Consider the following 21,942-nt stretch of genomic DNA (forward strand, 5'->3'; position numbering starts at 1 on the left):
GAGTTTGACCCGCTCGCCAGCGCCGCCAGAGTTCAGCCCTCTCGGTTGGGCACAATCCTCGTTTGCGAACCTGCATGCGTCACCACCTTCTTCGGCCAGCTGTCTGACGTTGTGGTGTTGCGATGACCGGTTGAACGCACCACGCCATCCGACTGATTCACCGACGTCACCTGGTGTCCGGACCCGTAGGTTGAACCCGACGCATTAAAGTCATTGACCATGCCGCTACTGCCAGCAATTGGACGCAGTAGATGCTTCCAGTCGCCAGCGGCCGTGAACGGCGCAAACGGAGTCGTCAAGTCGTGATTATTCTTGACAGCGCTCAGGCCACTACTGCCGCTTCCTGGGCAGGTTCCATAGAAGGCGCTCGTCTCGCAAATCACACGATCTTGCTCGTCGTATAAGAAGTATGAGTTGGTGACTCCTGTTGCAGCCCCCGTGTAGACGCGACTTGTTACCCTTTTCTTAGCATCACGGCTTATAGCGGTCTCGAACGTCGCTGTCGTTGAATAGCTCTGCTTGACGTCTGAGATCTGGTCGTCTGAGCCACGCGTGATTACCGTCTTGATCTTGTTGCTCGACACCGTATTTTCCTGAGTGTAACTCTCAAGGCCGCCAAACGGGTAGTACTGAATGTCCTCCACGCCAGTCGTCGTCGCGTGGCCGTCGATGCCATCGAACGAATATTGAATTGAGGAGAGTAGGTCGTCGTCAGAATCGCCAGTCCCCCCGTAGTTCCATGTGAACGACCCCTCCAGTGGATACATGATCGTCATGTGACCGTCTTTGTCGTAAACATACGCCTGCTCGGCATAACGCCCAGAGTCATCCTTGATATACTCGTCAGTCACGCGCCCTGAAGCATCGTATGAAAAGTACGTAAATTGGTCGAGGGCGCCGTCCGTGGCGCTGTAGGTCGAGCTGCACGCTAGCGTGACCTCCACGACGGCCAACCGCCCAGCCAAGTTCGTGCAACCACCCGTGTTAGGACAAGTCACGCCGCTCGGTAGGGCATCGTAAGTGCGTTGAATTTCTGGATGCGCCGTCCCAGCCGTTGCACATGCGCCGGCGTAGTCGTCATTCAGCCTACGACTCATGTAGTCGTATGTAAAGTTGTGAGTCTGTGCGGACCCACCGCCAAGATCTTCGACTTTCGTGGTTAGACGATTGGCTGTGTCGTAAACGAATACCGTTGGATTGGCCTGGTCAGGACTGACGAGACGCACGAACCGTCCAGCGTCGTCACGCAAGCTCCCGACCGTCTTGCTATCACCGTCTTCGTATTGGGACTGATCGCCTTCCCACGAGTAGAGCAATTCCCATGTGTCATAATTGGATGCGTCCCTGTAACGTTCTTCTGAGGTTACGCGACCGTCACGGCCAGCACTACCATCGTAGTTGTAGATGGTTTTGCCAAGGCCACCCGCACTATCGACCTCGGTTAAGCGTCCAGCCGCGTCATAGTCGAAGTCCGTGTGCGGATTTGGAGAACCTGGATCGATCACCTCGTGCTGCTGACGGCTGTCGTAGTAGGTGGCGCTAACACTCGTGCTCACTGACGGGGCGGTACCGAAGTACAAGTACCTCTGGCTTAGTACGGTGAGGCCATCCTGAACCGTAAATTGAATGTAGTCGCCGTCCTCGTTGCAACCGTCAGTCCGGATAATCTTACTCGGCTGCCCAATCGCGTCGTACGTGTAGTCGACGCACTCGCCCGTAGGACGCTTGATCTCAGTTAAGCGAAGCGCTGAATCACGGGTCCACGTCGTTGCGATTGCGTCAGAGCCAAGCGAGCTACACGTCGTCTCATTGTCCATTGCGTGAGTTCGACTGTGCAAGAACGCTCGCGAGGAGTCGTATGTGTCGCACGTTAGATTCCCTGCTGGGTCTTTCAGCGTGGTTGGATGGCCGAACTGGTCGTAGACCAGGATCTGAGGCTCTAGTGAGTGTGTGCTGTCGGTGTAGACGTTAGAGTAGGCCAGAAAATCGCGTCTGAACTCTGTACTGTCAGTGTGTGGATAGTAACTGAACGTCGTCTTTATCCCAGCGACGCCCCCGTCAATCTCTGCAATACGCCCCGTGCCAGAAGTGTCGTATGTATAGGTGATGACGTCCGCAAACGTGGTCACACTACCATCGCTAGCGAGCGTGTACCCGTCCTGCTCCAAGGTCTTTAGTAGGTTGTCGCTACCGTATCCGTAGAGTGTTCGTTCGCAGCCAGTGGTGCTTGTCGCCGAGCAACTCGATGCACTTGAACTTACATCGCTGGCTCGTCTCACTTCGGCTATACGCCCGGGATATGTCGTGTCGTAGAAGTAATAGACGGTGCGGTTCGTCCCGCCGTTTGTTGGATCGCCATCAGAGTCGCCATACCCGATCTGAGTAGGAAGCCCATTGGCGTTGTATGTGAGGGACGTGAAGTCTGATCCCGCCAACGCACTTTGGCGCGCGAGCACGTTTATCAAGCCGGTGCTTGAACTCCAGACGTACTGTTGAACGTCGAGGCATGCTCCAGTACATGTTCCGCCACCCCCGATAGCACTGAGATTGGTCACAACGTCTTCCCCATTGGCGCCGCTAGTGCCACCCACATGGGTGAGTTGCATGCAGCGGCCCGCTAGATAACACTGTCCAGTGCTGCCCGCTCCTGTCTGCCCGCCACAGAGATAACCCGTGCCGCAATCCGCGTCCGCTGAACAAGAGTTGGTGTTTCCGCCTTGGTTGAAGTACAAGATTGAATCGCCCGTGCACACAGCGCGTGTCGACGCATACTCAAATCCGAGATTTCCCTCTGCCGTACTAACTCGAACGACTTGGCCGGAGGAATTGTAGGCGAACGCGACGATTTGGTTTGGGGTCGTTTCGCCGTCCTTGATTTCAGTCAAGAGGCCAGACGTCGAATAGAAGTTCTGTTGAGCGAGCTGACCGCTAATCGTCACGTTTGTTAGGATTCCAGGGCCGCTTTCGATGCGGCCTCTTATGGTCGCGATCTGGGGCGTCGTTAGGTTTGTCGACCATGCGGATGCATAGAGAATATCCATTGGGTCAGCACCCGCAAGCGCACCGCCGATATCAAAGACAGCGGAGCTCGTCGCACTGGCATATGAAGGGGTAAGAGCAAGGCTTTCGAATCCCGCGAATTCCGAGCTTCCAGTCGGGTGAGAGGAGGCGAACCAGAAGTGAGCGGCCCCGATGCTCGGGTAGCTTCCAGTCGCGACGTGGCTAGCATCCCAGGTGACCCTGGAGTTGCTAGCCGTGGGAAATACCGTATGTGTCGTTCCTGCGTAGATGCCATTGGAATCACCGAGGTTCATTACCTCGCCCGAGGCGAGTGCTGTAATGTCGACGAGTGCAATTGCGGTGCAGTCGCTTGTCGCGGGATTGCACACGGAGCCGTTGCCCCAATACGATGTGCTGCCGGACGTTAGCGCTAGGGCTTTCCTCGCCCAACCAGTGACAGAGTTATTGTAACTAAACCCTCCCGCGTTGTGGAGTGCTAATGACGTAGAGCCGATCGAGTCGGCAAGGCTTCCTGAGGTCTCTTGGCATTCCCAGGTGTGCGAGGGGTTGGGGACGCCCGTGTCCTGGAGGAGATATCCCCATTCGATCGCGTTGGCAGGAACAAACCAACCACTTGTCGCGTCGCGCGTTACGTGGTTGTCGTAGCTGTATGTGGTCGTATGGACCGTTTCCCAACCACCCTCCTTGATCTGAAAGGCGACGGCGGTCAGAAGGTTGTTGGTGTAACTGAAGCTTAGCTGGCGATTCCCCGACGCATCCGTCACTGTTGACACGTTTGCAGCGACCGTTCCGTCCCAAACAATCGTGACCGTATTGGCCGCTGGTGTGATGTCCGTGATCTTCCAGATCTGGCCGTATTGGTTGTAAGTTAGCGTCTCGCCGGTCAGAAGCTGAACGTACGTATTGCCCGAAGTCGTGTCATGGGCGAACGACATGACGTGCTCCCCGGACTGTGGAACGTAGTAGGCGAGCGTTCCAACCGTTGTCGAGTACGTGTAGAGCACATCGCGACCTTGGCTGGTGTGGAGGATGGCGTTTGACGAGTTGACGTCGACCCACGTCATGTACGTGTGCTGCCACCCCGGCCCCATCGGCGTATGATTTACCGAAACGGGCCCAGCCCCCGAGGGGTTGTACATCGGCGTGTAGAACCGCCTGAATCCAATGCCCGGCCCATACGGCACAGCCGGCGCGATGTCTGGGGGAAGATCGTAGTGAAGCGAACCGGTCTTCCAGGCTACCATACCGGTGTCGCCGCACGACAACGGTGATTCGCACACACCCGTAGTCAGTGATGGGTAGCAGCCTTCATCTGTGAGGCCGTTCCCATCGTCGTCGATGTCGTTCCCGCAAATCTCGGCCGTCGCGTGTGCGATTCCGGAAAGCAGCAACAGCGAGAGGCCGGTGAGCCGAATGGTCTTGTTGAAGTTGCGCATTCGGCTCATCCCTCCGACTTGTGGAGCGAGTTGACGACTAGATGAAGGGCTCTCTCTTCAGCGTCGGGCTGCTCAGCCGTGTAAAGCACGTGGATGATGTCCGTGCCTTCGACCAACACCGCGTGTGTTCGGTGGTACTGGTACTTTGCTCCAGCGGGAATGAAGTTGTCCTCCACGCGGACGCCAGCGAACCCCCCGTCGCTGTGGAAGTCGATGGGCGAACCGAGGACCTGAACCTGCGGCAGCTCGCGCTGCGCCGCGAGGAGCTTCTTCTTGATTGCCTCGGCGCCGGCTTGTCCGAGAGCAGAGTCGATCTGCGTTCGGATCACGACGATCGATTCCTTTTGGTCGTTGTTGTCCGGCGTCCAGGTCGTCGAGACGGAGTGCCAGCCTTTGGATTTCGTCTGCGTCCAGCCAGCTGGCGCCTGGTAACTAAAGTCACCGAGCTTCGCGGGCTGACCGTCCATGTCGTGGTGCGTTGGCGTGCAGGAAGGTGTTGCGAGCGCTGTTCCGATCGTGATGAACGCGAGCTTGATCGTCTTCACTTGATCACGCCCTCCGTCGAGAGGTCGCCCGCGTTGAGCTTGTTCGCCGCGGCGGCTGCAGCTGCAGTCTGAGCGTGTTCCGCGGCCATTGCTGCGTACGCGTTGTTTACCTGCTGCCAATCGTTGTGATCTTTCGCAGCCATAGCCGCTTGGGTTGCTGCAGCTTGGTCAGCGGTCAACTGAGTCACTTCGCTCGGGGAGCCGACGTCGTACATCGTGAAAGGCTCGTGCACGTCGCTCTCGTCGCCAGGAGCCGGCCAAACCGGATCGCTCGTCCCGGGCTCGGGCTCCGCGTCTTGACCGGTCGTTGAAGGGTCAGCTGCCTGGCTTCGTGACGAACGCGTCGCGAAGGCGATCAACAGGACGGACACGACAAGACCGGCGTAGAGAAAGCGCATCGAACCCTCCGTTGAAGAACGGGCAACGGGGCTCCATTCGCTCCACCGTCGGTGGAGGCGTCGTTGTCACCCCAAAGTCAAGAAGCCCACTCGCTCGCGAACAACGCGCCACCACTGTGCGTGAGAGCGCGCGGTCAACTTCAATACCGGGTCGTTACAGAACTTCGCAAGACCAAAGTGAGGCCGTATTTCACAAAGTTCTGGGACAGTTCCGCTGGTAGCAAGAAACGGTGTCTGATGAATTTCTCAGCAATGGAAGCCAGTGCGTCATCACGATATCGAGTTGTTAGCACTGTTTCTTGTGGCGGATAGCCGCGGGGGGGCCTGGAAGCGATTGTGAAGAAATTCGCGTGCTGCGATTTCACAACGTGCCCGTTCTCCGGTCTCCCGATGGACCACATGGCGACGAAACCGAAGCCACGAGCGCTCGTAATCGACGATGAACCTCAGATCTTGAAGCGCTTCGAAGCAGCGTTCGGACGTGCTGGCTATGTGGTCGAGACCGCTTCGTCGCTCAGCGACGCAAAGACTCTCGCGAAGGTGCACAAGTTCGATCTCGCGGTTGTCGACCTGCGGCTCAGCGACGGGTGGGGCATCGACTTCGTTCCAGAGCTTCGCGCTCTTCATCCCGACGCGAGGATCGTCGTGCTGAGCGCGTTCCTGGGGATCGACGTGACGATTCGAGCGATCCGCGCAGGCGCAGACGATGCGGTTGAGAAGCCGATCGCGCCATCGGAGCTTGTGAAACGGATCGAAGCAGGTCCGTCAGCAAAGCTGCCGGGGCAAACACCGAAGCGAACGATGGCTGACGTGAAACACGAAGAAGCAACGAAGGCGCTGGCCGACGCCGGGGGCAACGTCAGCGAGGCTGCACGACGGCTTGGCGTGTACCGGACGACGCTCTTGGGCTGGCTCAAGAAGGGCGATGACGAGGATTAGCGTTGGGTGCGTGACGGCACGATGACGGTGCGGAACCAGTTCGACGAGGCGAACACGCTCGCCGCGAAGCGGTTCTCGGCGTGTAGCTTCGCTTGTAGGCGAGAGCCTTCGGGATCACCAGCGACGGGTTGCGACCGGGCGACGCGCCCGCTGCGGCGTCCGCGTAGTACTCAAACGACCGCTCGTACCCAATGTAGCTGACGTTCGCGAAGGCGAAGCCGGCCTTGACCGGCGACTCGCGGCCGCGAACGGCGACCTCGTCACGGTTCAGATCGGCGCGCGTCAGCACCGACAGGATGCCGCTCGGCTGATCGACCAGGATGATCGGCACGTCGCGGATAGCGAGGAGGTTCGTGTCCGACTGGAAGAACTCCATCGCCTGGCTCATCAGGCAGATCACACGGCTTTCCGGGTCGCGGCAAGACGGCGATCGCGTTCGGTCGATTCAAAACGCGGCAACGGCGGCGGTCAGGACAGAGCTGCCAGCGGCCAGCACGTGAAGGAACGAGCTGGGGAGCGAAGCAGGCAAGCGTGTCGAGCGCAGAAGCGTGTCGACCTTGCGTTGCCTTGGGCAAAATAGCGCCGCTCGGGGCCGCGTTAGCGGCGTCCGGCTCGCCGAATGAGCTCTTGACCCAATTCAAACGACTCGCAGACCGGACGAACCATCCTCTCGTCTGCTCAGTCGTTGCGGCGTCACGGAGCAGCGATGCATCCCAGTGGTCTCTGAGAGGACAGCTTCGAATTCGGCGCGAAGCGCGGAGTGATCGTTAGGGTCGTGGACGTCGAGGGAGATGCGTTGAAGCTCGATGGCTCGACGTCGATCGTTCCGACTTCGTGACTTGATCGCGTTCAAGACGTGCTGTAGGAGCGATGCGCGTGTTTGGTCCCAGTCCAAGACACCGATGAACGTGTCGGCGATTGCACCGTGGACGAGGTCCTCGATGTATTGGTCGTCGACGAGGCCCCCGACGCGCGCGATCTGCTCAGCACGCCTTTTCGCGTAGCGCGTAGCACTCGCATACAGCTTCGCGTCGAGCTGCGCTTCGAGTGCCGTGCGACGTTGTTCCAGTACCTCGTTGGCGCGTTCATTGTTGTGCTTCTTGCCCTCCGTAGCGACTTCGGCGTCCTGCATCTTGTCCTCGTTTTGTGGATGCGCCCATATCGGCCGAAGTGATTCGCGTGAACCGCTCGCAGCACAAGGGCGTCGCGACGGAGCTGACGAGGTCAGGCAAAGCGAGGGAGGTGCCGCTCACGGCCGACATCGCGAAGGTGCTCGCGGAGCACCGGCGATGGATGATCGAGGCTCAGCATCCAGGGCTTGCCGTCAGGCTGGATCTTTCCGACGTCGGGCAAGCGGCAGGCAAGAGCGAGGACGAGGCGGGCGAGCTCCACATGGGCAACCCGTTTGGCAAGGCGCTCGACGAGGCGAGCCTGAAGGTGGGCATTACCCGCATCACGCCGCACGGCCTGCGGCACACGAGGAACGACCTGCTTCGTAGGTTCGCGAGCCGCGAGGTCGTCATGGCGGTCATGGCGATCACCGGGCACTCGACGCCGGCGATGCACTCGCACTACTCGCACGTCGATCAGGGCGAGAAGGCCGAAGCCGTCGGCAAGGTCATCGAGCTCGTCACCAAGACCCCGATCCCTCCGCGAGACGATCGCAAAAGGGGTCTCGAAAGGGGTCTGACGGGCTTGCCGGTGGAGGCGGCGTCGGCAACCGGTTGAAATTTGGAGGTGCCACCCAGATTTGAACTGGGGAATGGTGGTTTTGCAGACCACTGCCTTACCACTTGGCTATGGCACCGAAGGCGCTACTTTTTAGCAGACCTGCACGACGTCTGGAAGGGGCTAGTCGTGATCGACGTCGACCACGACGTTGAGGTAGTTGCCCGGCGTGGCCACGACCGACTGCCGGATCTCGCGGCCGTCGGACATCACGGTCACCTCGTGCTGGCCGGGCTCGACCTCGAGCGTCGCCCCGAGCGGCAGCTCGTAGCCGTCGACGTACAGCGTCGCGGCGTGCGTCGCGCGGAGCGTGACCCGCAGCGTCGCGTCGCCGTCGTCGGAGATGGTCACGATGCGCGGCCTCGGGGTCGCGCGCTTGCCCATGCACGCGGTCGCGCCGAGCGTCAGCGCGGCGAGCCCCACTGCCGCGGCCGCGCGCGACCACGGCCGCGCTCGCGTGCCGCAGTCGCGCGTGATCACCGTGCCGTCGGCGCGGCGATAGAGCCGGATGCACACGTCGACGCCGGTCGCCGCGAGCAGCGCCTCGGCGTCGTCGCGCGACATGCCCGACAGGTTGTAGACGTCCTTGTCGCAGCCCGCGCAGTGACGCACGCGGTCGTCGCCGTCCATGTCGTCCCACGACGCATCGCACCGGGATGCCACGCGGACCTCGTCGAGCTGGCTCATGTCCGATCGAACGCAGCCCCCCGCGAGTTTCGTCGCACTTCATTGTCCGAACATTGTCCGCGACCGGCGACAGTCGTGACCCGCTAGCGCGCCCATGTCAGACCCCGGCGCTAGAGATGCCGCACAGGTAGCGGGCAGATCCCGGAGCACCCCAGATCTAGCGTTTGAAAGTTGCTGCCGCGCCACCAAGAGCCCTACAACGAGACTGATAGCCAGGAGCCACGAGCACAGACGAACGATTTTCATCTCCATGCTGGCGAAGGGAACCCGGTACGAAGCCGGGACTGCCCCGCAGCGGTGAGCGAGAACGACCTCCACATCAAGCACTGGCGCCCCGGCGCCGGGAAGCGTGGACAGTAGGTACAGCAGCTCGCGAGTCCGAAGACCTGCCAGCACGGACGCATCCGACACCTCGGGGGAGGTTGTCCGTGGCGCACGCCGTTCGCGCGCGCCGGTCTCCCTCGTCGTGTCTTCACGTTCCCGCAGGAGGACCCGATGCAGACCGAAGCGACCCGCAGCGACTCTCAGACCCAGCCGACGACCCTCACGACGCGCGCCAGCTCGCGCGACAGCGCCCCGCAGACCACGATGCGGGTCACCAAGCGCAACGGCGCCGCGGAGCCGGTCGATCTGAACAAGATCGTGCGCGCGGTCCATCGCTGCTGCGTCGGGCTGCCCGAGGTCGACGCGATGCGCGTCGCGACCAAGACGATCAGCGGGCTCTACGACGGCGCGGCGACCAGCGAGCTCGACCGGCTGTCGATCCAGACCGCGGCGTCGCTGATCACCGAGGAGCCGCAGTACGGCCGCCTCGCCGCGCGCCTGCTCGCCGGCTACATCGGCAAGGAGGTCGCGAACCAGGACATCCACGCGTTCAGCGCCGCGATCGCGAACGGCCACAAGCTCGGGCTCGTCAACGCGCGGCTCGCGACGATGGTCGCGACCAACGCGCGCAAGCTCAACGACGCGATCGTCGCCGACCGCGATCGCGAGTTCGAGTACTTCGGCCTGCGCACCGTCTACGACCGCTACCTGCTGCGCCACCCCGAGACCCGCCTCGTGATCGAGACGCCGCAGCAGTTCTTCCTGCGCATCGCGTGCGCGCTCACCGAGTCGATGGCGGAGACGCTCGAGCTGTATCGCCTGCTGTCGACGCTCGAGTACCTGCCGAGCTCGCCGACGATGTTCAACGCCGGGACGTCGCACGAGCAGCTGTCGAGCTGCTTCCTGCTCGACTCGCCGGCCGATCACCTCGAGTCGATCTACCAGAAGTACACCGACGTCGCGCTGCTCTCGAAGTTCTCGGGCGGCATCGGCCTCGCGTACCACCGCGTGCGGTCGCGCGGCTCGCTGATCGAGAGCACGAACGGGCACTCGAACGGCATCGTGCCGTGGCTCAAGACGCTCGACGCGTCGGTGTCGGCGGTCAACCAGGGCGGCAAGCGCAAGGGCGCCGCGTGCGTGTACCTCGAGCCGTGGCACGCCGATATCGAGGCGTTCCTCGAGCTGCGCGACAACACCGGCGACGACGCGAGCCGCACGCACAACCTGAACCTCGCGAACTGGATCCCGGATCTGTTCATGCGGCGCGTCGAGGCGAACGGCGACTGGAGCCTGTTCGACCCCAAGCGCGTGCCCGAGCTGCCCGACCTGTGGGGCGAGGCGTTCGAGCGCGCGTACGAAGCGGCCGAGGCCGCCGGGCTCGCGAGCAAGACGATGAAGGCGCGCGACCTCTACGCGCGGATGATGCGCACGCTCGCGCAGACCGGGAACGGCTGGATCACGTTCAAGGACGCGTCGAACCGCGCGTGCAACCAGACCGCGGTCGCCGGGCGCACGGTGCACCTGTCGAACCTGTGCACGGAGATCATCGAGGTGACGTCGGCGGACGAGGCGGCGGTGTGCAACCTCGGCTCGATCAACCTCGGGCGGCACGTCGACGCCGGCGCGCGCGCGTTCGACTTCCACAAGCTCGCGCGCACGGTGCGCACCGCGATCCGCCAGCTCGATCGCGTGATCGACCTCAACTACTACCCGATCGCGTCGACGAAGCGCTCGAACCTCAGGTGGCGGCCGGTCGGCCTCGGCGTGATGGGCCTGCAGGACGTGTTCTTCCAGCTCGGCTGGGCGTTCGACGCGCCCGACGCGCGCGCGCTGTCGAAGAAGATCGCGGAGGAGGTCTACTTCCACGCGCTGCGCGCGTCGGTGGAGCTCGCGCGCGACAAGGGCAAGCACCCGTCGTTCGACGACACGCGCGCCGCGCGCGGCGAGCTGCAGTTCGACGCCTGGGGCGTCACGCCGAGCGACGTCGCGCGCTGGGACGCGCTGCGCGCCGAGATCCGCGAGGTCGGCCTGCGCAACTCGTTGATGATCGCGATCGCGCCGACCGCGACGATCGCGTCGATCGCCGGCTGCTACGAGTGCATCGAGCCGCAGGTGAGCAATCTGTTCAAGCGCGAGACGCTGTCCGGCGACTTCATCCAGATCAACCGCTATCTCGTCGACGAGCTCAAGCGGCTCGGGCTGTGGACCGAGCCGACGCGCGCGAAGCTGCTGCGCGCCGAGGGCTCGGTGCAGGCGATGGTCGAGCTGCCCGACGACGTGCGGGCGCGGTTCCGCACGGTGTGGGAGGTGCCGATGCGGTCGCTGATCGACATGGCGGCGGATCGCGGCGCGTTCATCGACCAGAGCCAGTCGCTGAACCTGTTCGTCGAGAGCCCGAACATCGGCGCGCTGTCGGCGATGTACTTCCACGCCTGGAAGCGCGGCTTGAAGACGACGTACTACCTGCGGTCGCGGCCGGCGACGCGGATCGCGAAGACGACCGCGGAGATCGCGACGCAGCCGGAGACGGCGCAGGCGAAGGCCGAGGCGGCCGTCGCGTGCTCGCTCGAGAACCCCGGCACCTGCGAGGCCTGCCAGTGATGGCCGACGGCAGCGGCGGCATCGCGATCGCGCCGTCGCCGAGCGCGCGGCCGGCGAGGATCCTCGACCCCGGCATGTGCCTGACGCTCCGGCCGATGGCGTACCCGGCGTTCTTCGAGATGTACCGCGGCGCGATCAAGAACACGTGGACCGTCGAGGAGGTCGACTTCGGGACCGACGTCGCCGACCTCGCGAAGATGACGCCGGCCGAGCGCCACCTGATCCAGCGGCTGGTCGCGTTCTTCGCGACCGGCGACTCGATCGTCGCGAACAACCTCGTGCTGAACCTCTACAAGCACATCAACGCGCCCGAGGCGCGGATGTACCTGTCGCGGCAGCTCTACGAGGAGGCGCTGCACGTCCAGTTCTACCTGACGCTGCTCGACACCTACGTGCCCGATCACGCGGAGCGGCAGCGCGCGTTCGCGGCGGTCGAGACCATCCCGTCGATCCGCGCGAAGGCGGAGTTCTGCCTGCGCTGGATCGACTCGATCCAGCGGCTCGACCGGCTCGACACGCAGGCGGATCGCCGGCAGTTCCTGCTGAACTTGATCTGCTTCGCCGCGTGCATCGAGGGCTTGTTCTTCTTCGGCGCGTTCGCGTACGTCTACTTCCTGCGCAGCAAGGGCCTGCTGCACGGCCTCGCGGGCGGCACGAACTGGGTGTTCCGCGACGAGAGCGCGCACATGGCGTTCGCGTTCGAGGTCGTCGCGACGGTGCGGCGCGAGGAGCCGGAGCTGTTCGACGCGGACCTCGAGCGCGACGTGCGGGCGATGCTCGACGAGGCGATCGCGTGCGAGGCGCGGTTCGCCGACGACCTGCTCGACGGCGGCGTGGCCGGCCTGTCGACCGGCGAGGTGCGGCAGTACCTCGAGTACTGCGCCGACCAGCGGCTCGCGACGCTCGGCATGGCCAAGCAATACGGCGCGAAGAACCCGTTCGGCTTCCTGGCGCTGCAGGACGTGCAGGAGGTGACGAACTTCTTCGAGCGACGCGTGTCGGCGTACCAGGTCGGCGTCGAGGGCGAGGTCTCGCTCGACGCCGCGTTCTAACGGCCCGGCGCCGGGCTGAACTTCGGGCAGCTGCGCACGGGCTGCGGCGCGTACTTGCGCAGCGACGGCTCGCGGCACATCAGGAACGTCGAGCCCTTCGCGCTGTCGACCACGCGCAGGTGCGCGCAGCGATGGCACAGCGAGTCGGGGAACGGCACCATCGCGATCGTTCAGGCCCGGCGGTCACACGCAGCGACGGCCACGCGTCACGGCCGGCGGTGCGCCGCGCTGTAGTCGAGCATCGTCGTCGAGAAGTCGGCGGCGAGCGTCGGGATGTGGCTCGCGCCGGTGATCGACCACAGCTCGACGGTGATGCCCGTCGGGCAGCCGTCGATCGTCGCGGTCGTCGTCTCGGCGCCGGGCAGCGTGGTGTCGAGGTCGAGGTCCGAGCCGGCGGTCATCGCCGATCCGCAGGCATCGTGGGTTGCCCACTGCTCGACGCTCGGTACCGCCACGTCGTACGGCACCTCGTTGTCGATCGTGCCGTGCATGTGCAGCACCTCGACCGCGCGCGACGGCGTGCACGTCGTCGGATCCGACGCCGCCGCGCCGGCGAGCACCTCGATGTTCGTGACCACGTCGGCGCGCGCGCACGCCATCTTGTAGGCCATGAACCCGCCGTTCGAGTGGCCGAGCAGCGTGACCGCGCCGGGATCGATCGGCCACGCCGCCGACACGTCGTCGATCAGGCCGCCGATGAAGCCGACGTCGTCGGGGTTCGCGTGGTCGAAGTCGCAGCACGCGGGGTCCGCGTTCCAGTACTGGTTGCCCGAGCCGTCGACCAGGCCGTCGGGCGCGATCACGAACGCCTGGCCGCTGCTGACCAGCGCGCCCGCGCCGAAGAACGCCTCCTGGAGCGAGCCGGTCGCGCCGTAGCCGTGGAGGATGACGACCAGCGGGTACTGCTTCGACGCGTCGAAGCCGGCCGGCACCTGCAGGTTCGTCGGCCGCGAGCCGCCGAACACGAGCGGCGCGCTGGCGGCGTCGGACGACGGCGACCCGCCGTTGTCGCCGCACGACACGGCGAGCGCGAGGAGCGTGAACGCGAGCGGGGCGGGGCGGCGCATGGGCGCCGCGAGAGTAGCGCCTGGCGGAGCCGTACACAGCGGCGGACCCGGGACTTCGCGCGGTGACCGACCCGACTCCGCTCCGGCGGAGATCGACGACCGCGAAGGCGCCGGCGCAGCCGACCGCGCCGGCGCCGGCCGTGAAGATCGGATAGCGCGCTGACTACGCGGCCGCGGCCGCGCGCGCCACCACCGGCAACCGCAGCGTGAACGTCGTGCCGCGGCCGACCGCGGTCGTGAACGACAGGTGACCGCCGTGGCGCTCGACGACGGCGCGCGCGTGCGCGAGGCCCTGGCCGGTGCCGCGCCCGATCGACTTGGTCGTGAAGAACGGCTCGAAGATGTGCGCGCAGACGTCGTCGGGGATGCCGGTGCCGGTGTCCGACACCGTCACGACGACGTCGCCGCGGTCGTGCGCGGTCGCCACCCGGATCGCGCCGCGCGCGGCGCTGCCTGCCACGCGGTCCGCGATCGCGTGCGCGGCGTTGACCACCAGGTTCAGGAACACCTGGTTGAGCTCGCTGCCCGTGCACTCGACGATCGGCAGCTCTCCGAACGAGGTCTCGATGTCGGCAACGAGCCGGTACTCGTGTCGCGCGATGGTCAGCGTGTCCTGCAGCGCGACGTTGATGTCGAGCGGGCCGCGCGCGTCGAGCCCGGGGTGCGCGAACTGCTTCATCGACTGGACGATCTTGCTGACCCTCCCGACGCCCTCGAGCGCGAGCTCGAGGGACCTCGGGAGCTCCTCGATGAGGTACGCGCGGTCGGCGTCGGGCGCGTTCGCGATCAGCTCGGCGACGCCGTCCTTCGCGAACGACAGGCTGTCCGAGATGAACTGCACCGGCGTGTTGATCTCGTGCGCGATGCCCGACGCGAGCCGGCCGATCGCCTCGAGCTTCTGCGCCTGCCGGAGCTCGAGCTCGGCGCGCTCGCGCGCGACGATCTCCGCCTTGAGCTCCGCGTGCGCCGCCTCGAGCTCGCGGTGCTGCGCCTCGGCGACGCGCAGCATCTCGCGGATGAGATCGGTCCGCCGGATCGACATCTCGCGGCAGATCACCGTGAGCGCCGCGAACCCGGCGACCGTCCACGGCGACACGCCGTCGGCGAGGCCGATCACGCCCTGGATCCCGCAGCTGATCGCGAGCATCGCGGTCGCGGCGGCGGACGACCGGTTGGACTCGTCGAACGCGAGCGCGTTGTAGGGGAGCCAGAACCACACGAGGACCGGCCACCCGATGACGTGATAGAGCACGCTGCCGGCGAGCGCGTTGAACACCGCGCGCGGGATCTCGAGGCGCGCGCCGAACCGCGCGAAGTGCTTGCCGGAGGTGGCGACGTTCGTGCCGAAGATCGCCATCTGGCCGGCGAGCGCGACGGCGAACCGCGACCAGTCGCCGAGCGTGCTCGCCTGGATCATCAGGACGATCGCGAGCGCGCCGAAGTTCGCGACCGCGACAAACCGCTTCTGGATCGCGAGGTAGCGTTGCTCGTCGTGGTGCGTCATCGCGCGGCGTCGCGTCGGCGACGACCCACAGCGATGTATCGACCGGTCACGCCGCGGCGTGAGGGGCGCCTTGGAGGTCCGTGGGTTACGCCCGGGTGAGCCGCTCGATCGTCGACGCGACGGCCGCGAGGTTGATCGGCTTGACCATGTGGCCGTCGAAGCCGGCGTCGACGCTGCGCTGGCGGTCGGAGTCCTGGCCGTAGCCGGTCAGCGCGACGAGCCGGAGCTGCGGGAACGCGAGCTCGGTGCGCATCTTCCGCGCGAGCTCGTAGCCGTCCATCGCGGGCAGGCCGATGTCGAGGAACGCGATGTCGGGCACGAAGCCGGCCGCCGCGTCGAGCCCCGACGGGCCATCGAACGCCACGCGCGTCTCGTGCCCCATCACCGACAGCGCGTCGGCGAGCATCTCGGCGGCGTCGGTGTTGTCGTCCACGATCAACACGCGGCGCGCGCCGGCGGCCGCCTGGTGCGCAGGCGACGCCGCGACCGCGGCCGCGGCCGGCTGCAGCGACGACGTGTCGCACACGGGCAAGCGGACCTCGAGCTCGCTGCCGCGCCCGATGCCGGAGCTCCTCGCCGCGACGGTGCCGCCGTGGAGCGTGACCAGGCTGCGCACGATCGACAGCCCGAGCCCGAGCCCGCCTTCCGAGCGGTCGAGCGTGCGCTTGCTCTGCACGAACCGGTCGAACAGCGTCGCCAGCAGGTCGGGCGCGATGCCCATCCCGTTGTCGCGCACGAGCACCACCGCGTCGTCGCCGTCGCGCTTCGCGACGATCGAGACCCGGCCGCAGCGCTCGGTGTACTTCGCCGCGTTCGTCACCAGGTTCGAGATCACCTGCGCGAGGCGCGCCTCGTCGCCGTCGACGATCAGCCCGGGCTCGACGTCGAGCGTCAGCTCGTGCCGGCGCTCCTCGAGGATCGGGCTGCACGCCTCGAGCGAGCTCGCGATCACGTCCGCGAGCTCGATCGGGCGCTTGTGCAGCTCGACCTTGCCCTGCGCGATCCGCGACACGTCGAGCAGGTCGTTGACCAGCATCACCAGGTGCGTGACCTGGCGCTCGATGACCTCGCGCTCGCGCGTCGAGCTGTCGTCGGGGTGTGCCTTCATCAGCTCGATCGCGGTCAGGATCGGCGCGAGCGGGTTGCGCAGCTCGTGGCCGAGCATCGCGAGGAACTCGTCCTTCGCGCGGTTCGCCGCCTCGGCCTCCACGCGCGCCTCGGTCGCGCGCTCGAGGAGGCGCGCGCGCTCCTCGGTCGCGCGCTTGGCCTCGGTGATGTCGACGAACGAGATCACCGCGCCGATCGGCTGGCCGTCGCTGCCCGGCACCGGCGCCGCCGACAGCAGCAGCACGACCGGGTCGCGATCGCGGCGCCGCAGCGCGACCTCGCGTCCCGAGGTCGTGACGCCGGTCAGCGCGAGGTCGAGGATCGCGCGCCCGGCGTCGGGCGCGTCGGCGGTGTCGAGGGAGAACGCGCGCTCGAACGGCAGCAGCAGCGGGTTGTCGTCGGTCAGGCGCAGCGCCGCGCGGCTCGCGCGGATCACCTTGCCGGACAGATCGCACACCACGATGCCCTCGGCCGCGTGCTCGACGATCTCGGTGGTCAGGCGCTCGGCGACGACCATCTCCTGGTGGCGCTTCTGCTCCGACAGATCCGTCGCGATCACGCACGTGATCTGGTTGTTCTCGTCCCAGCTCGCCGTCGCCGACAGGTAGACCGGGACGAGCGTGCCGTCGGCGGTCACGATCTCGACCTCGGCCTTTGCCGACACCGTGTCGCGGCCGCGCAGGAGCGCGTCGACCATCGCGCGCGACGAGCTGGCGACGTAGGCCTCGAACGACGTGCCGAGCAGCGTCTCGTGCGGGACGCCGACGAGCTGCGCGAACCGCTCGTTCGCGTAGACGAGCGTGCCGTCGGGCGCCAGCAGCAGCGCGCCCTCGGTCATCGTCTCGACGAGCTGGCGATAGCGATGGTCGGAGCCGCGGAGCGTGAACACGCGGTCGCCCGACGGCCCCTGGACGACGAGCGCGTCGACGTCGCCGCTGCGGATCGCGTTCAAGGTGTCCTCGGCCTCGCGGAGGCGCGCCTCGAGCGCCTTGATCTCGGCGGGCGAGCGCGTCGCCGGAGACTTCCTCGGTCGTGCAGGCTGCTTGGTCACGGGCTTGGTCACGGTCGTTACTCGGGTTCGAGGCCAAGGCCGGCCACCACCACGTCGCGGTTCGAGAGGTCGCCGACGAACCGCCGGGGCGGCAACGGGAGCCTCTTGACCAGTATGGGGACGGCGACGATCTGATCGTCCTTGGCGAGAGTTGGCTGTTGCAGGATGTCGACCACGGCGAGCTCGTAGTTGCCCGCGAGGTAGGCCTCGCAGATCTCTTTCGCGTTGCGGATGGCGCGGATCGATCGATCCGACGTGCCCGCGATGTACAGGCGCAGGATGACCTTCGCGACGGACGGCCTGGCCGCGCGCTCGAACGCCGCCGTGGAGGTCTTCGGCTTCACTCGGCCCGCGATCTCTTGAGCGGTCGCAGGTCGAGGCCGACCAGGACGCGCTCGGCGTCGGAGAAGTTGCCGATGATCTTCTTCACCGGCGGCGGCAGCTGCCGCACGACGGCCGGCAGGGCGAGGATCTGATCGCCGCGCGCGAGCGCCGGGTTCTCGAGCAGGTCGATCACCTCGATGCGATAGCGGCCCTTGAGGTGGGACTCGCAGATCTCCTTCAGGTTGGTGAACGCCTCGACGCTCTTCGGGGTCTGCCCGGCGACGTACAGCCGGAGCAGGTACTCCTGCTCCGCGGCGCGCTCGCGCCTTGCTCGGGCTCGCTTGTGGAGCGCGGTCATGACTTCCTCCCGTGCTTGGCGCGTGCGTGGTCCCGGCCGAGCGCGAGTCGCGTGCGTGATTCGGCGAGGCGTTCGTCGCGAGCCGCGAGCTCGCTCGCGAACGACCGCTGCTCGTCCTCCTCGGCGGCGAGCTCGGCTCGCATCGCTTCGATCTGGTTCTCGAGCACCTTGCTCCTGCGCGCGAGCGCGCGCTGCTTGCGCTCGAGCTCTTGCTGGCGCGCGAGCGCCTGCGCGCGCTGCTCGACCTCGAGCTGGATCCGCGCCGACCCGGTGAGCACGCCGCTCGGTCCGACCGCCACCGGGATCAGGTCGACCCCGTGCGACGTGATCAGGAACTCGCGGACCTGGTTCGAGTGCCCCATGCCGCGCGACTTCACGAGGTACAGCCCGCGCGTCCGCTCGCCCGCGATCTCGATGTCGCGGACCTGGAACCAGGTGTCGATCAGCGACGAGATGCCGATCTCGGTCTCCTCGAAGCCCTTCGGCGTCATCAGCGACGTGACGAGGCAGGTGATCTGCTTCATCTTCAGGAAGTCGAACAGCCGCACGAGCATCGACTTGACCTCGGCGGCGTTGCCCGCCGTGATCAGGCTCGAGATCGGGTCGATGACGATCGCGCGCGGCTGGAGCCTCTCGATCATCTTGTGGATGGTGACGAGGTGCTGCTCGAGGCCGAACACGGTCGGGCGCGACGCCTGGATGGTGAGCATGCCGTTGGCGATCCAGCTGTCGAGGTCGAGCCCGATCGAGTGCATGTTGCGGCACACCTGCGCGCTCGACTCCTCGAGCGCGCAGTACAGCGTGCGCTCCTTGCGGCGGCAGCTCGCGTCCGCGAACATGCCCGCGAGGCTGCTCTTGCCGGTGCCCGCGGTGCCCGACACCAGGACGCTCGAGCCGCGGAAGTAGCCGCCGCCCTCGAGCATGGAGTCGAGCGCCGGCACGCCGGTCGACACGCGCTGGGTCGACACCTCGTATTCGAGGCCGAGGCTGGTCACCGGCAGCACGGAGAAGCCGTGCTCGTCGATGAGGAACGGGTACTCGTTCGCGCCGTGCGCGGTGCCGCGATACTTCACGATCCGCATCCGGCGCGTCGACACCTGGTCGACGACGCGGTTGTCGAGCGAGATCACGCAGTCGGACACGTACTCCTCGAGGCCGTAGCGCGTCAGCGTGCCCTCGCCGCGCTCGGCGGTGATGACCGACGTGACGCCGCGGTCCTTGAGCCAGCGGAACAGGCGGCGCAGCTCGGACCGCAGCAGCGCCTCGTTCTCGAAGCTGGCGAACAGCGCCTCGAGCGTGTCGAGCACGACGCGCGTCGCCTTCACGGAGTCGATCGCGTGGGCGATGCGGACGAACAGACCCTCGAGGTCGTAGTCGCCGGCCTCCTGGATCTCGCTGCGGTCGACCTTGACGAAGTCGATCGCGAGCAGTTTGCGCGCGGTCAGCTGGTCGAGCTCGAAGCCGAGCGACGACGCGTTCTGGGTGAGCTCGTCGGCGGTCTCCTCGAACGCGAGGAACACGCCGGCCTCGCCGTGATCGCGCGCGCCGTTGACGAGGAACTCGAGCCCGAACAGCGTCTTGCCGCAGCCGGCACCGCCGCACACCAGCGTGGTGCGGCCGCCGGGTAGGCCGCCGCCGGTGATCTGGTCGAGGCCGTCGATGCCGGACGGGACCTTGACGATGCCGGGAGCCTCGGCCGGCGAGCGCGGCGAGCGCGGCGAGCGCGGCGAGGAACGCGAACGTTTACGTGTGGTAGTCGATGGCGAGACGGTCACGGAAAACCTCGGAGCAGGTCAGCGACGAACGGCGACTATTTCAAGAGCTGCGCCGAATCGCCCGTGCAGCATTGTCAGCACCTTACCGAGCGCAGCTGTCGCACCACGAGTGCGCTGGCGCGCGGTGCGCGCGAGCGAGACAGTCATCGCGGACCGCGGAGGCGGGATCGCTGAGATCCCTCGCGTTTTCGAGGCGCGGCCGGCCGCGCGCGAGCGCGCGCGAGCGCACGGATGTCCCGCGCCGGTGACGCGACGGCGCGCGACGGCGACGGGATGCCCCGTGCAGCGGGGCACGCAGTGGTCGCGCCGCGCCGGTGATCAGGCAGCGGCAGCGCGCGGGTCAGGACGCGAGCGTACGCGCGCGCGGACCGGCGTCCGCGCGGCCGACATGGCGGCCGTGGGCGTCCGCGACCGCGAGCAGCAGCTCGATCGCGGTGGCGTCGAACGCGATCGCGGCCTGGTAACCGGCGAGCAGCGCGCGCGTCGCGAGGTGGTGGCTGGTCGGCGACAGCAGCGCGACGGCCGGCGTGGTTCCACCGTCGGCCGGCGTGCGCGCACGCAGCCGGCGCATCAGGCGGATGCCGTCGCCGTCGGGCAGCTCGAGCTCCGACACCACGACGTCGGGGCGAGCGCTGCGCAGGCGAGCCAGCGCGTCCTCGGTCGATCGCGCGACCACGACGCGGCACTCGGTGGCGGCGAGCCGGCGCACGACGTGATCGGCGGCGTCGGGATCGCGCACGACGAGCAGCGCGGTCGTGCCGTTCAGCCCGAAGAAGGGACGCCAGCTCGGCCCGAGACGCGCTTCGTGAACTGCCACGGCAGCCCGCCATGCGGAACGCATGCCAGCGTGAACGGGCTTTTCCGAGCAGATCCGCCGCAGATCTGCGAATGGTCGGCACATCGAGCGCGAGCGCACGTGCGGCGCGCCGGGAGCGATCGCCGAGCGCGCGGAGCACGAGTTGCAGTCTCGAAGCGCATGGCCGTCGTCACCTTCCTGCTCAGCTACCTCGCGCGCCAGGCCAACAACATCGTGCAGGCCATCTTCGGGTGGTCGATCACCGCGCTGTTCGGCAAGCTCCAGCGCCGCCAGCAGGTGCTCGTCACCGCCGCGCTGCTGGTGTCGCTGATCTGGCCGCTGTTCGTGCTCGGCACCGCGCTCCCGGGCGTGGCGGCGTGGGCGATCGCGTTCGTGCCGCTGCACGACTGGCTCGGCGACACCGTGCTGCGCATCATCTGGCTGTCGCTCGCGGTGGCCGCGCCGCTCGCGGTCGGCATCCTCGTGCACCTCGCCGCGCCGGTGCGCCGCGGCAGCCTGCCGCGCGCGGCGGTCACCGGGTACGCGACCGCGCTCGGCTTCTTCGCCGCGTTCGTGGTCGTGGCGATCACGGTGCCGGTCCTCAAGGTCGCGTCGATCGTGCGCCGGTGGTCCGACGACCACGTCTACGTGCAGCCGCACGACGGCGACTACGACGCCGTGCTGCGCGAGCTCGCGGACGCGGTCGAGCGGGCAGGGCTGCACGCGCGCATCAGCGACGTGCCGCGCCACATGGTGCTCGCCACCACGATCATGCGCGGCTTCGCGCGCGGCACGGTGTCGGCGTTCGTGGCGCCGACCTTGCGCCGGGTGACCGCGCCGGGCCTCGAGCTGTACCTGTACCCGGCGGATCTGCTGATCCGCGGCGAGGCCTCGAAGGTCGCGCGCGTGCGATCGATGTTCGGCCGCACGCAGCTCGACGCGCACGCGTACCTGGTGGCGGAGCCCGACGCGCAGCACGTGCAGCAGGTGCTGGCGTCGCTCGCGAAGCAGTCCACGCGCGGCGCCGACGGTCGCGCGCTGTGCCCGAAGCTGCGCGGCGCGTATCACGAGATCCTCGCGCTCGACGTCGGCTACGACGAGTTCGTGATCCTCGACGCGATGGCGCGCCGCCTCGAGCGCCACTTCCTGCGCGACGGCCTGGTCGACGGCAGCGACCTGCCGATCGACGACGCGCAGGACGTCGCCGCGGCGAAGGCCGCCGCGTGAGG

At 66.4% G+C, this 21,942-nt stretch carries 19 protein-coding genes, 1 tRNA gene and 1 riboswitch; of the genes, 5 read left to right on the forward strand and 15 right to left on the reverse strand.

Annotated elements, in window-relative coordinates; genetic code table 11:
• Window positions 1-32: 32 nt before the first annotated feature.
• Genes VH914_21425 through VH914_21435 form a run of 3 tightly spaced genes read right to left on the reverse strand, consistent with a single transcriptional unit; the run spans window position 33 to window position 5,400 of the window.
• Window positions 33-4,457 (reverse strand): hypothetical protein, encoded by a 4,425-nt coding sequence (locus VH914_21425; GenBank protein ID HEX4493777.1) that lies wholly within the window; start codon window positions 4,455-4,457, stop codon window positions 33-35.
• A gap of 5 nt (window positions 4,458-4,462) precedes the next feature.
• A complete protein-coding gene (locus VH914_21430) occupies window positions 4,463-5,002 on the reverse strand; it encodes a hypothetical protein (GenBank protein ID HEX4493778.1) in 540 nt (179 codons plus the stop codon).
• Window positions 4,999-5,400, reverse strand: coding sequence for a hypothetical protein (locus VH914_21435; GenBank protein HEX4493779.1), 402 nt, complete (start codon window positions 5,398-5,400; stop codon window positions 4,999-5,001). Before VH914_21435 ends, VH914_21430 begins: the two co-directional genes overlap by 4 nt.
• A 399-nt stretch (window positions 5,401-5,799) precedes the next feature.
• On the opposite strand from VH914_21435, the gene VH914_21440 reads away from it, so the two are divergent.
• Complete coding sequence (locus VH914_21440) at window positions 5,800-6,339, forward strand: response regulator (protein ID HEX4493780.1); 540 nt, start codon at window positions 5,800-5,802, stop codon at window positions 6,337-6,339.
• Here VH914_21440 and VH914_21445 read toward each other — a convergent pair.
• Complete coding sequence (locus VH914_21445; protein ID HEX4493781.1) at window positions 6,314-6,715, reverse strand: hypothetical protein; 402 nt, start codon at window positions 6,713-6,715, stop codon at window positions 6,314-6,316. The two genes, VH914_21440 and VH914_21445, sit on opposite strands and share 26 nt — an antisense overlap.
• 261 nt (window positions 6,716-6,976) lie before the next feature.
• Window positions 6,977-7,471, reverse strand: a complete 495-nt coding sequence (locus VH914_21450; protein ID HEX4493782.1) for a hypothetical protein — start codon at window positions 7,469-7,471, stop codon at window positions 6,977-6,979.
• A 47-nt stretch (window positions 7,472-7,518) separates the two neighbouring features.
• Between VH914_21450 and VH914_21455 the strand changes: the two genes are divergently transcribed.
• The gene (locus tag VH914_21455) at window positions 7,519-8,067 is read left to right on the forward strand and encodes a hypothetical protein (GenBank protein HEX4493783.1); all 549 of its coding nucleotides are present in this window, start codon (window positions 7,519-7,521) and stop codon (window positions 8,065-8,067) included.
• A gap of 4 nt (window positions 8,068-8,071) precedes the next feature.
• On the opposite strand, the gene VH914_21460 is transcribed toward VH914_21455, so the two are convergent.
• A tRNA-Cys gene (locus VH914_21460) sits at window positions 8,072-8,146 on the reverse strand.
• Window positions 8,147-8,190: 44 nt separating this feature from the next.
• Window positions 8,191-8,730, reverse strand: a complete 540-nt coding sequence (locus tag VH914_21465; protein HEX4493784.1) for a hypothetical protein — start codon at window positions 8,728-8,730, stop codon at window positions 8,191-8,193.
• A gap of 261 nt (window positions 8,731-8,991) precedes the next feature.
• Window positions 8,992-9,163: riboswitch (cobalamin riboswitch) on the forward strand.
• Between the two features lie 179 nt (window positions 9,164-9,342).
• Between VH914_21465 and VH914_21470 the strand changes: the two genes are divergently transcribed.
• Complete coding sequence (locus tag VH914_21470; GenBank protein ID HEX4493785.1) at window positions 9,343-11,679, forward strand: ribonucleoside-diphosphate reductase subunit alpha; 2,337 nt, start codon at window positions 9,343-9,345, stop codon at window positions 11,677-11,679.
• Window positions 11,679-12,731, forward strand: a complete 1,053-nt coding sequence (locus VH914_21475) for a ribonucleotide-diphosphate reductase subunit beta (protein HEX4493786.1) — start codon at window positions 11,679-11,681, stop codon at window positions 12,729-12,731. Before VH914_21470 ends, VH914_21475 begins: the two co-directional genes overlap by 1 nt.
• Here VH914_21475 and VH914_21480 read toward each other — a convergent pair.
• The 8 genes from VH914_21480 to VH914_21515 form a co-directional block, all read right to left on the reverse strand.
• Window positions 12,728-12,892, reverse strand: coding sequence for a hypothetical protein (locus VH914_21480; GenBank protein ID HEX4493787.1), 165 nt, complete (start codon window positions 12,890-12,892; stop codon window positions 12,728-12,730). The genes VH914_21475 and VH914_21480 overlap by 4 nt on opposite strands.
• Before the next feature lie 45 nt (window positions 12,893-12,937).
• Window positions 12,938-13,798: an alpha/beta hydrolase-fold protein gene (locus VH914_21485; protein HEX4493788.1), complete on the reverse strand. Its 861-nt coding sequence runs from the start codon at window positions 13,796-13,798 to the stop codon at window positions 12,938-12,940.
• 163 nt (window positions 13,799-13,961) lie between these two features.
• A complete protein-coding gene (locus VH914_21490; GenBank protein HEX4493789.1) occupies window positions 13,962-15,302 on the reverse strand; it encodes a HAMP domain-containing sensor histidine kinase in 1,341 nt (446 codons plus the stop codon).
• An 85-nt stretch (window positions 15,303-15,387) separates the two neighbouring features.
• Window positions 15,388-17,472 (reverse strand): ATP-binding protein, encoded by a 2,085-nt coding sequence (locus VH914_21495; protein ID HEX4493790.1) that lies wholly within the window; start codon window positions 17,470-17,472, stop codon window positions 15,388-15,390.
• A gap of 5 nt (window positions 17,473-17,477) precedes the next feature.
• On the reverse strand, window positions 17,478-17,804 hold the full coding sequence (locus VH914_21500) for a circadian clock KaiB family protein (protein HEX4493791.1): 327 nt from the start codon (window positions 17,802-17,804) through the stop codon (window positions 17,478-17,480).
• Window positions 17,801-18,142 carry a circadian clock KaiB family protein gene (locus VH914_21505; protein ID HEX4493792.1) on the reverse strand — a complete coding sequence of 114 codons (342 nt, stop codon included), beginning with the start codon at window positions 18,140-18,142 and terminating at the stop codon, window positions 17,801-17,803. The genes VH914_21500 and VH914_21505 overlap by 4 nt, the downstream gene beginning before the upstream one ends.
• Window positions 18,139-19,917: a circadian clock protein KaiC gene (kaiC, locus tag VH914_21510; protein ID HEX4493793.1), complete on the reverse strand. Its 1,779-nt coding sequence runs from the start codon at window positions 19,915-19,917 to the stop codon at window positions 18,139-18,141. The genes VH914_21505 and kaiC overlap by 4 nt, the downstream gene beginning before the upstream one ends.
• Window positions 19,918-20,257: 340 nt before the next feature.
• On the reverse strand, window positions 20,258-20,734 hold the full coding sequence (locus VH914_21515) for a response regulator (GenBank protein ID HEX4493794.1): 477 nt from the start codon (window positions 20,732-20,734) through the stop codon (window positions 20,258-20,260).
• A gap of 159 nt (window positions 20,735-20,893) precedes the next feature.
• On the opposite strand from VH914_21515, the gene VH914_21520 reads away from it, so the two are divergent.
• Window positions 20,894-21,940, forward strand: a complete 1,047-nt coding sequence (locus tag VH914_21520; GenBank protein ID HEX4493795.1) for a hypothetical protein — start codon at window positions 20,894-20,896, stop codon at window positions 21,938-21,940.
• Window positions 21,941-21,942 lie beyond the last annotated feature (2 nt).

Source organism: Acidimicrobiia bacterium, from assembly GCA_036271555.1.
Lineage (GTDB): Bacteria > Actinomycetota > Acidimicrobiia > IMCC26256 > PALSA-610 > DATBAK01.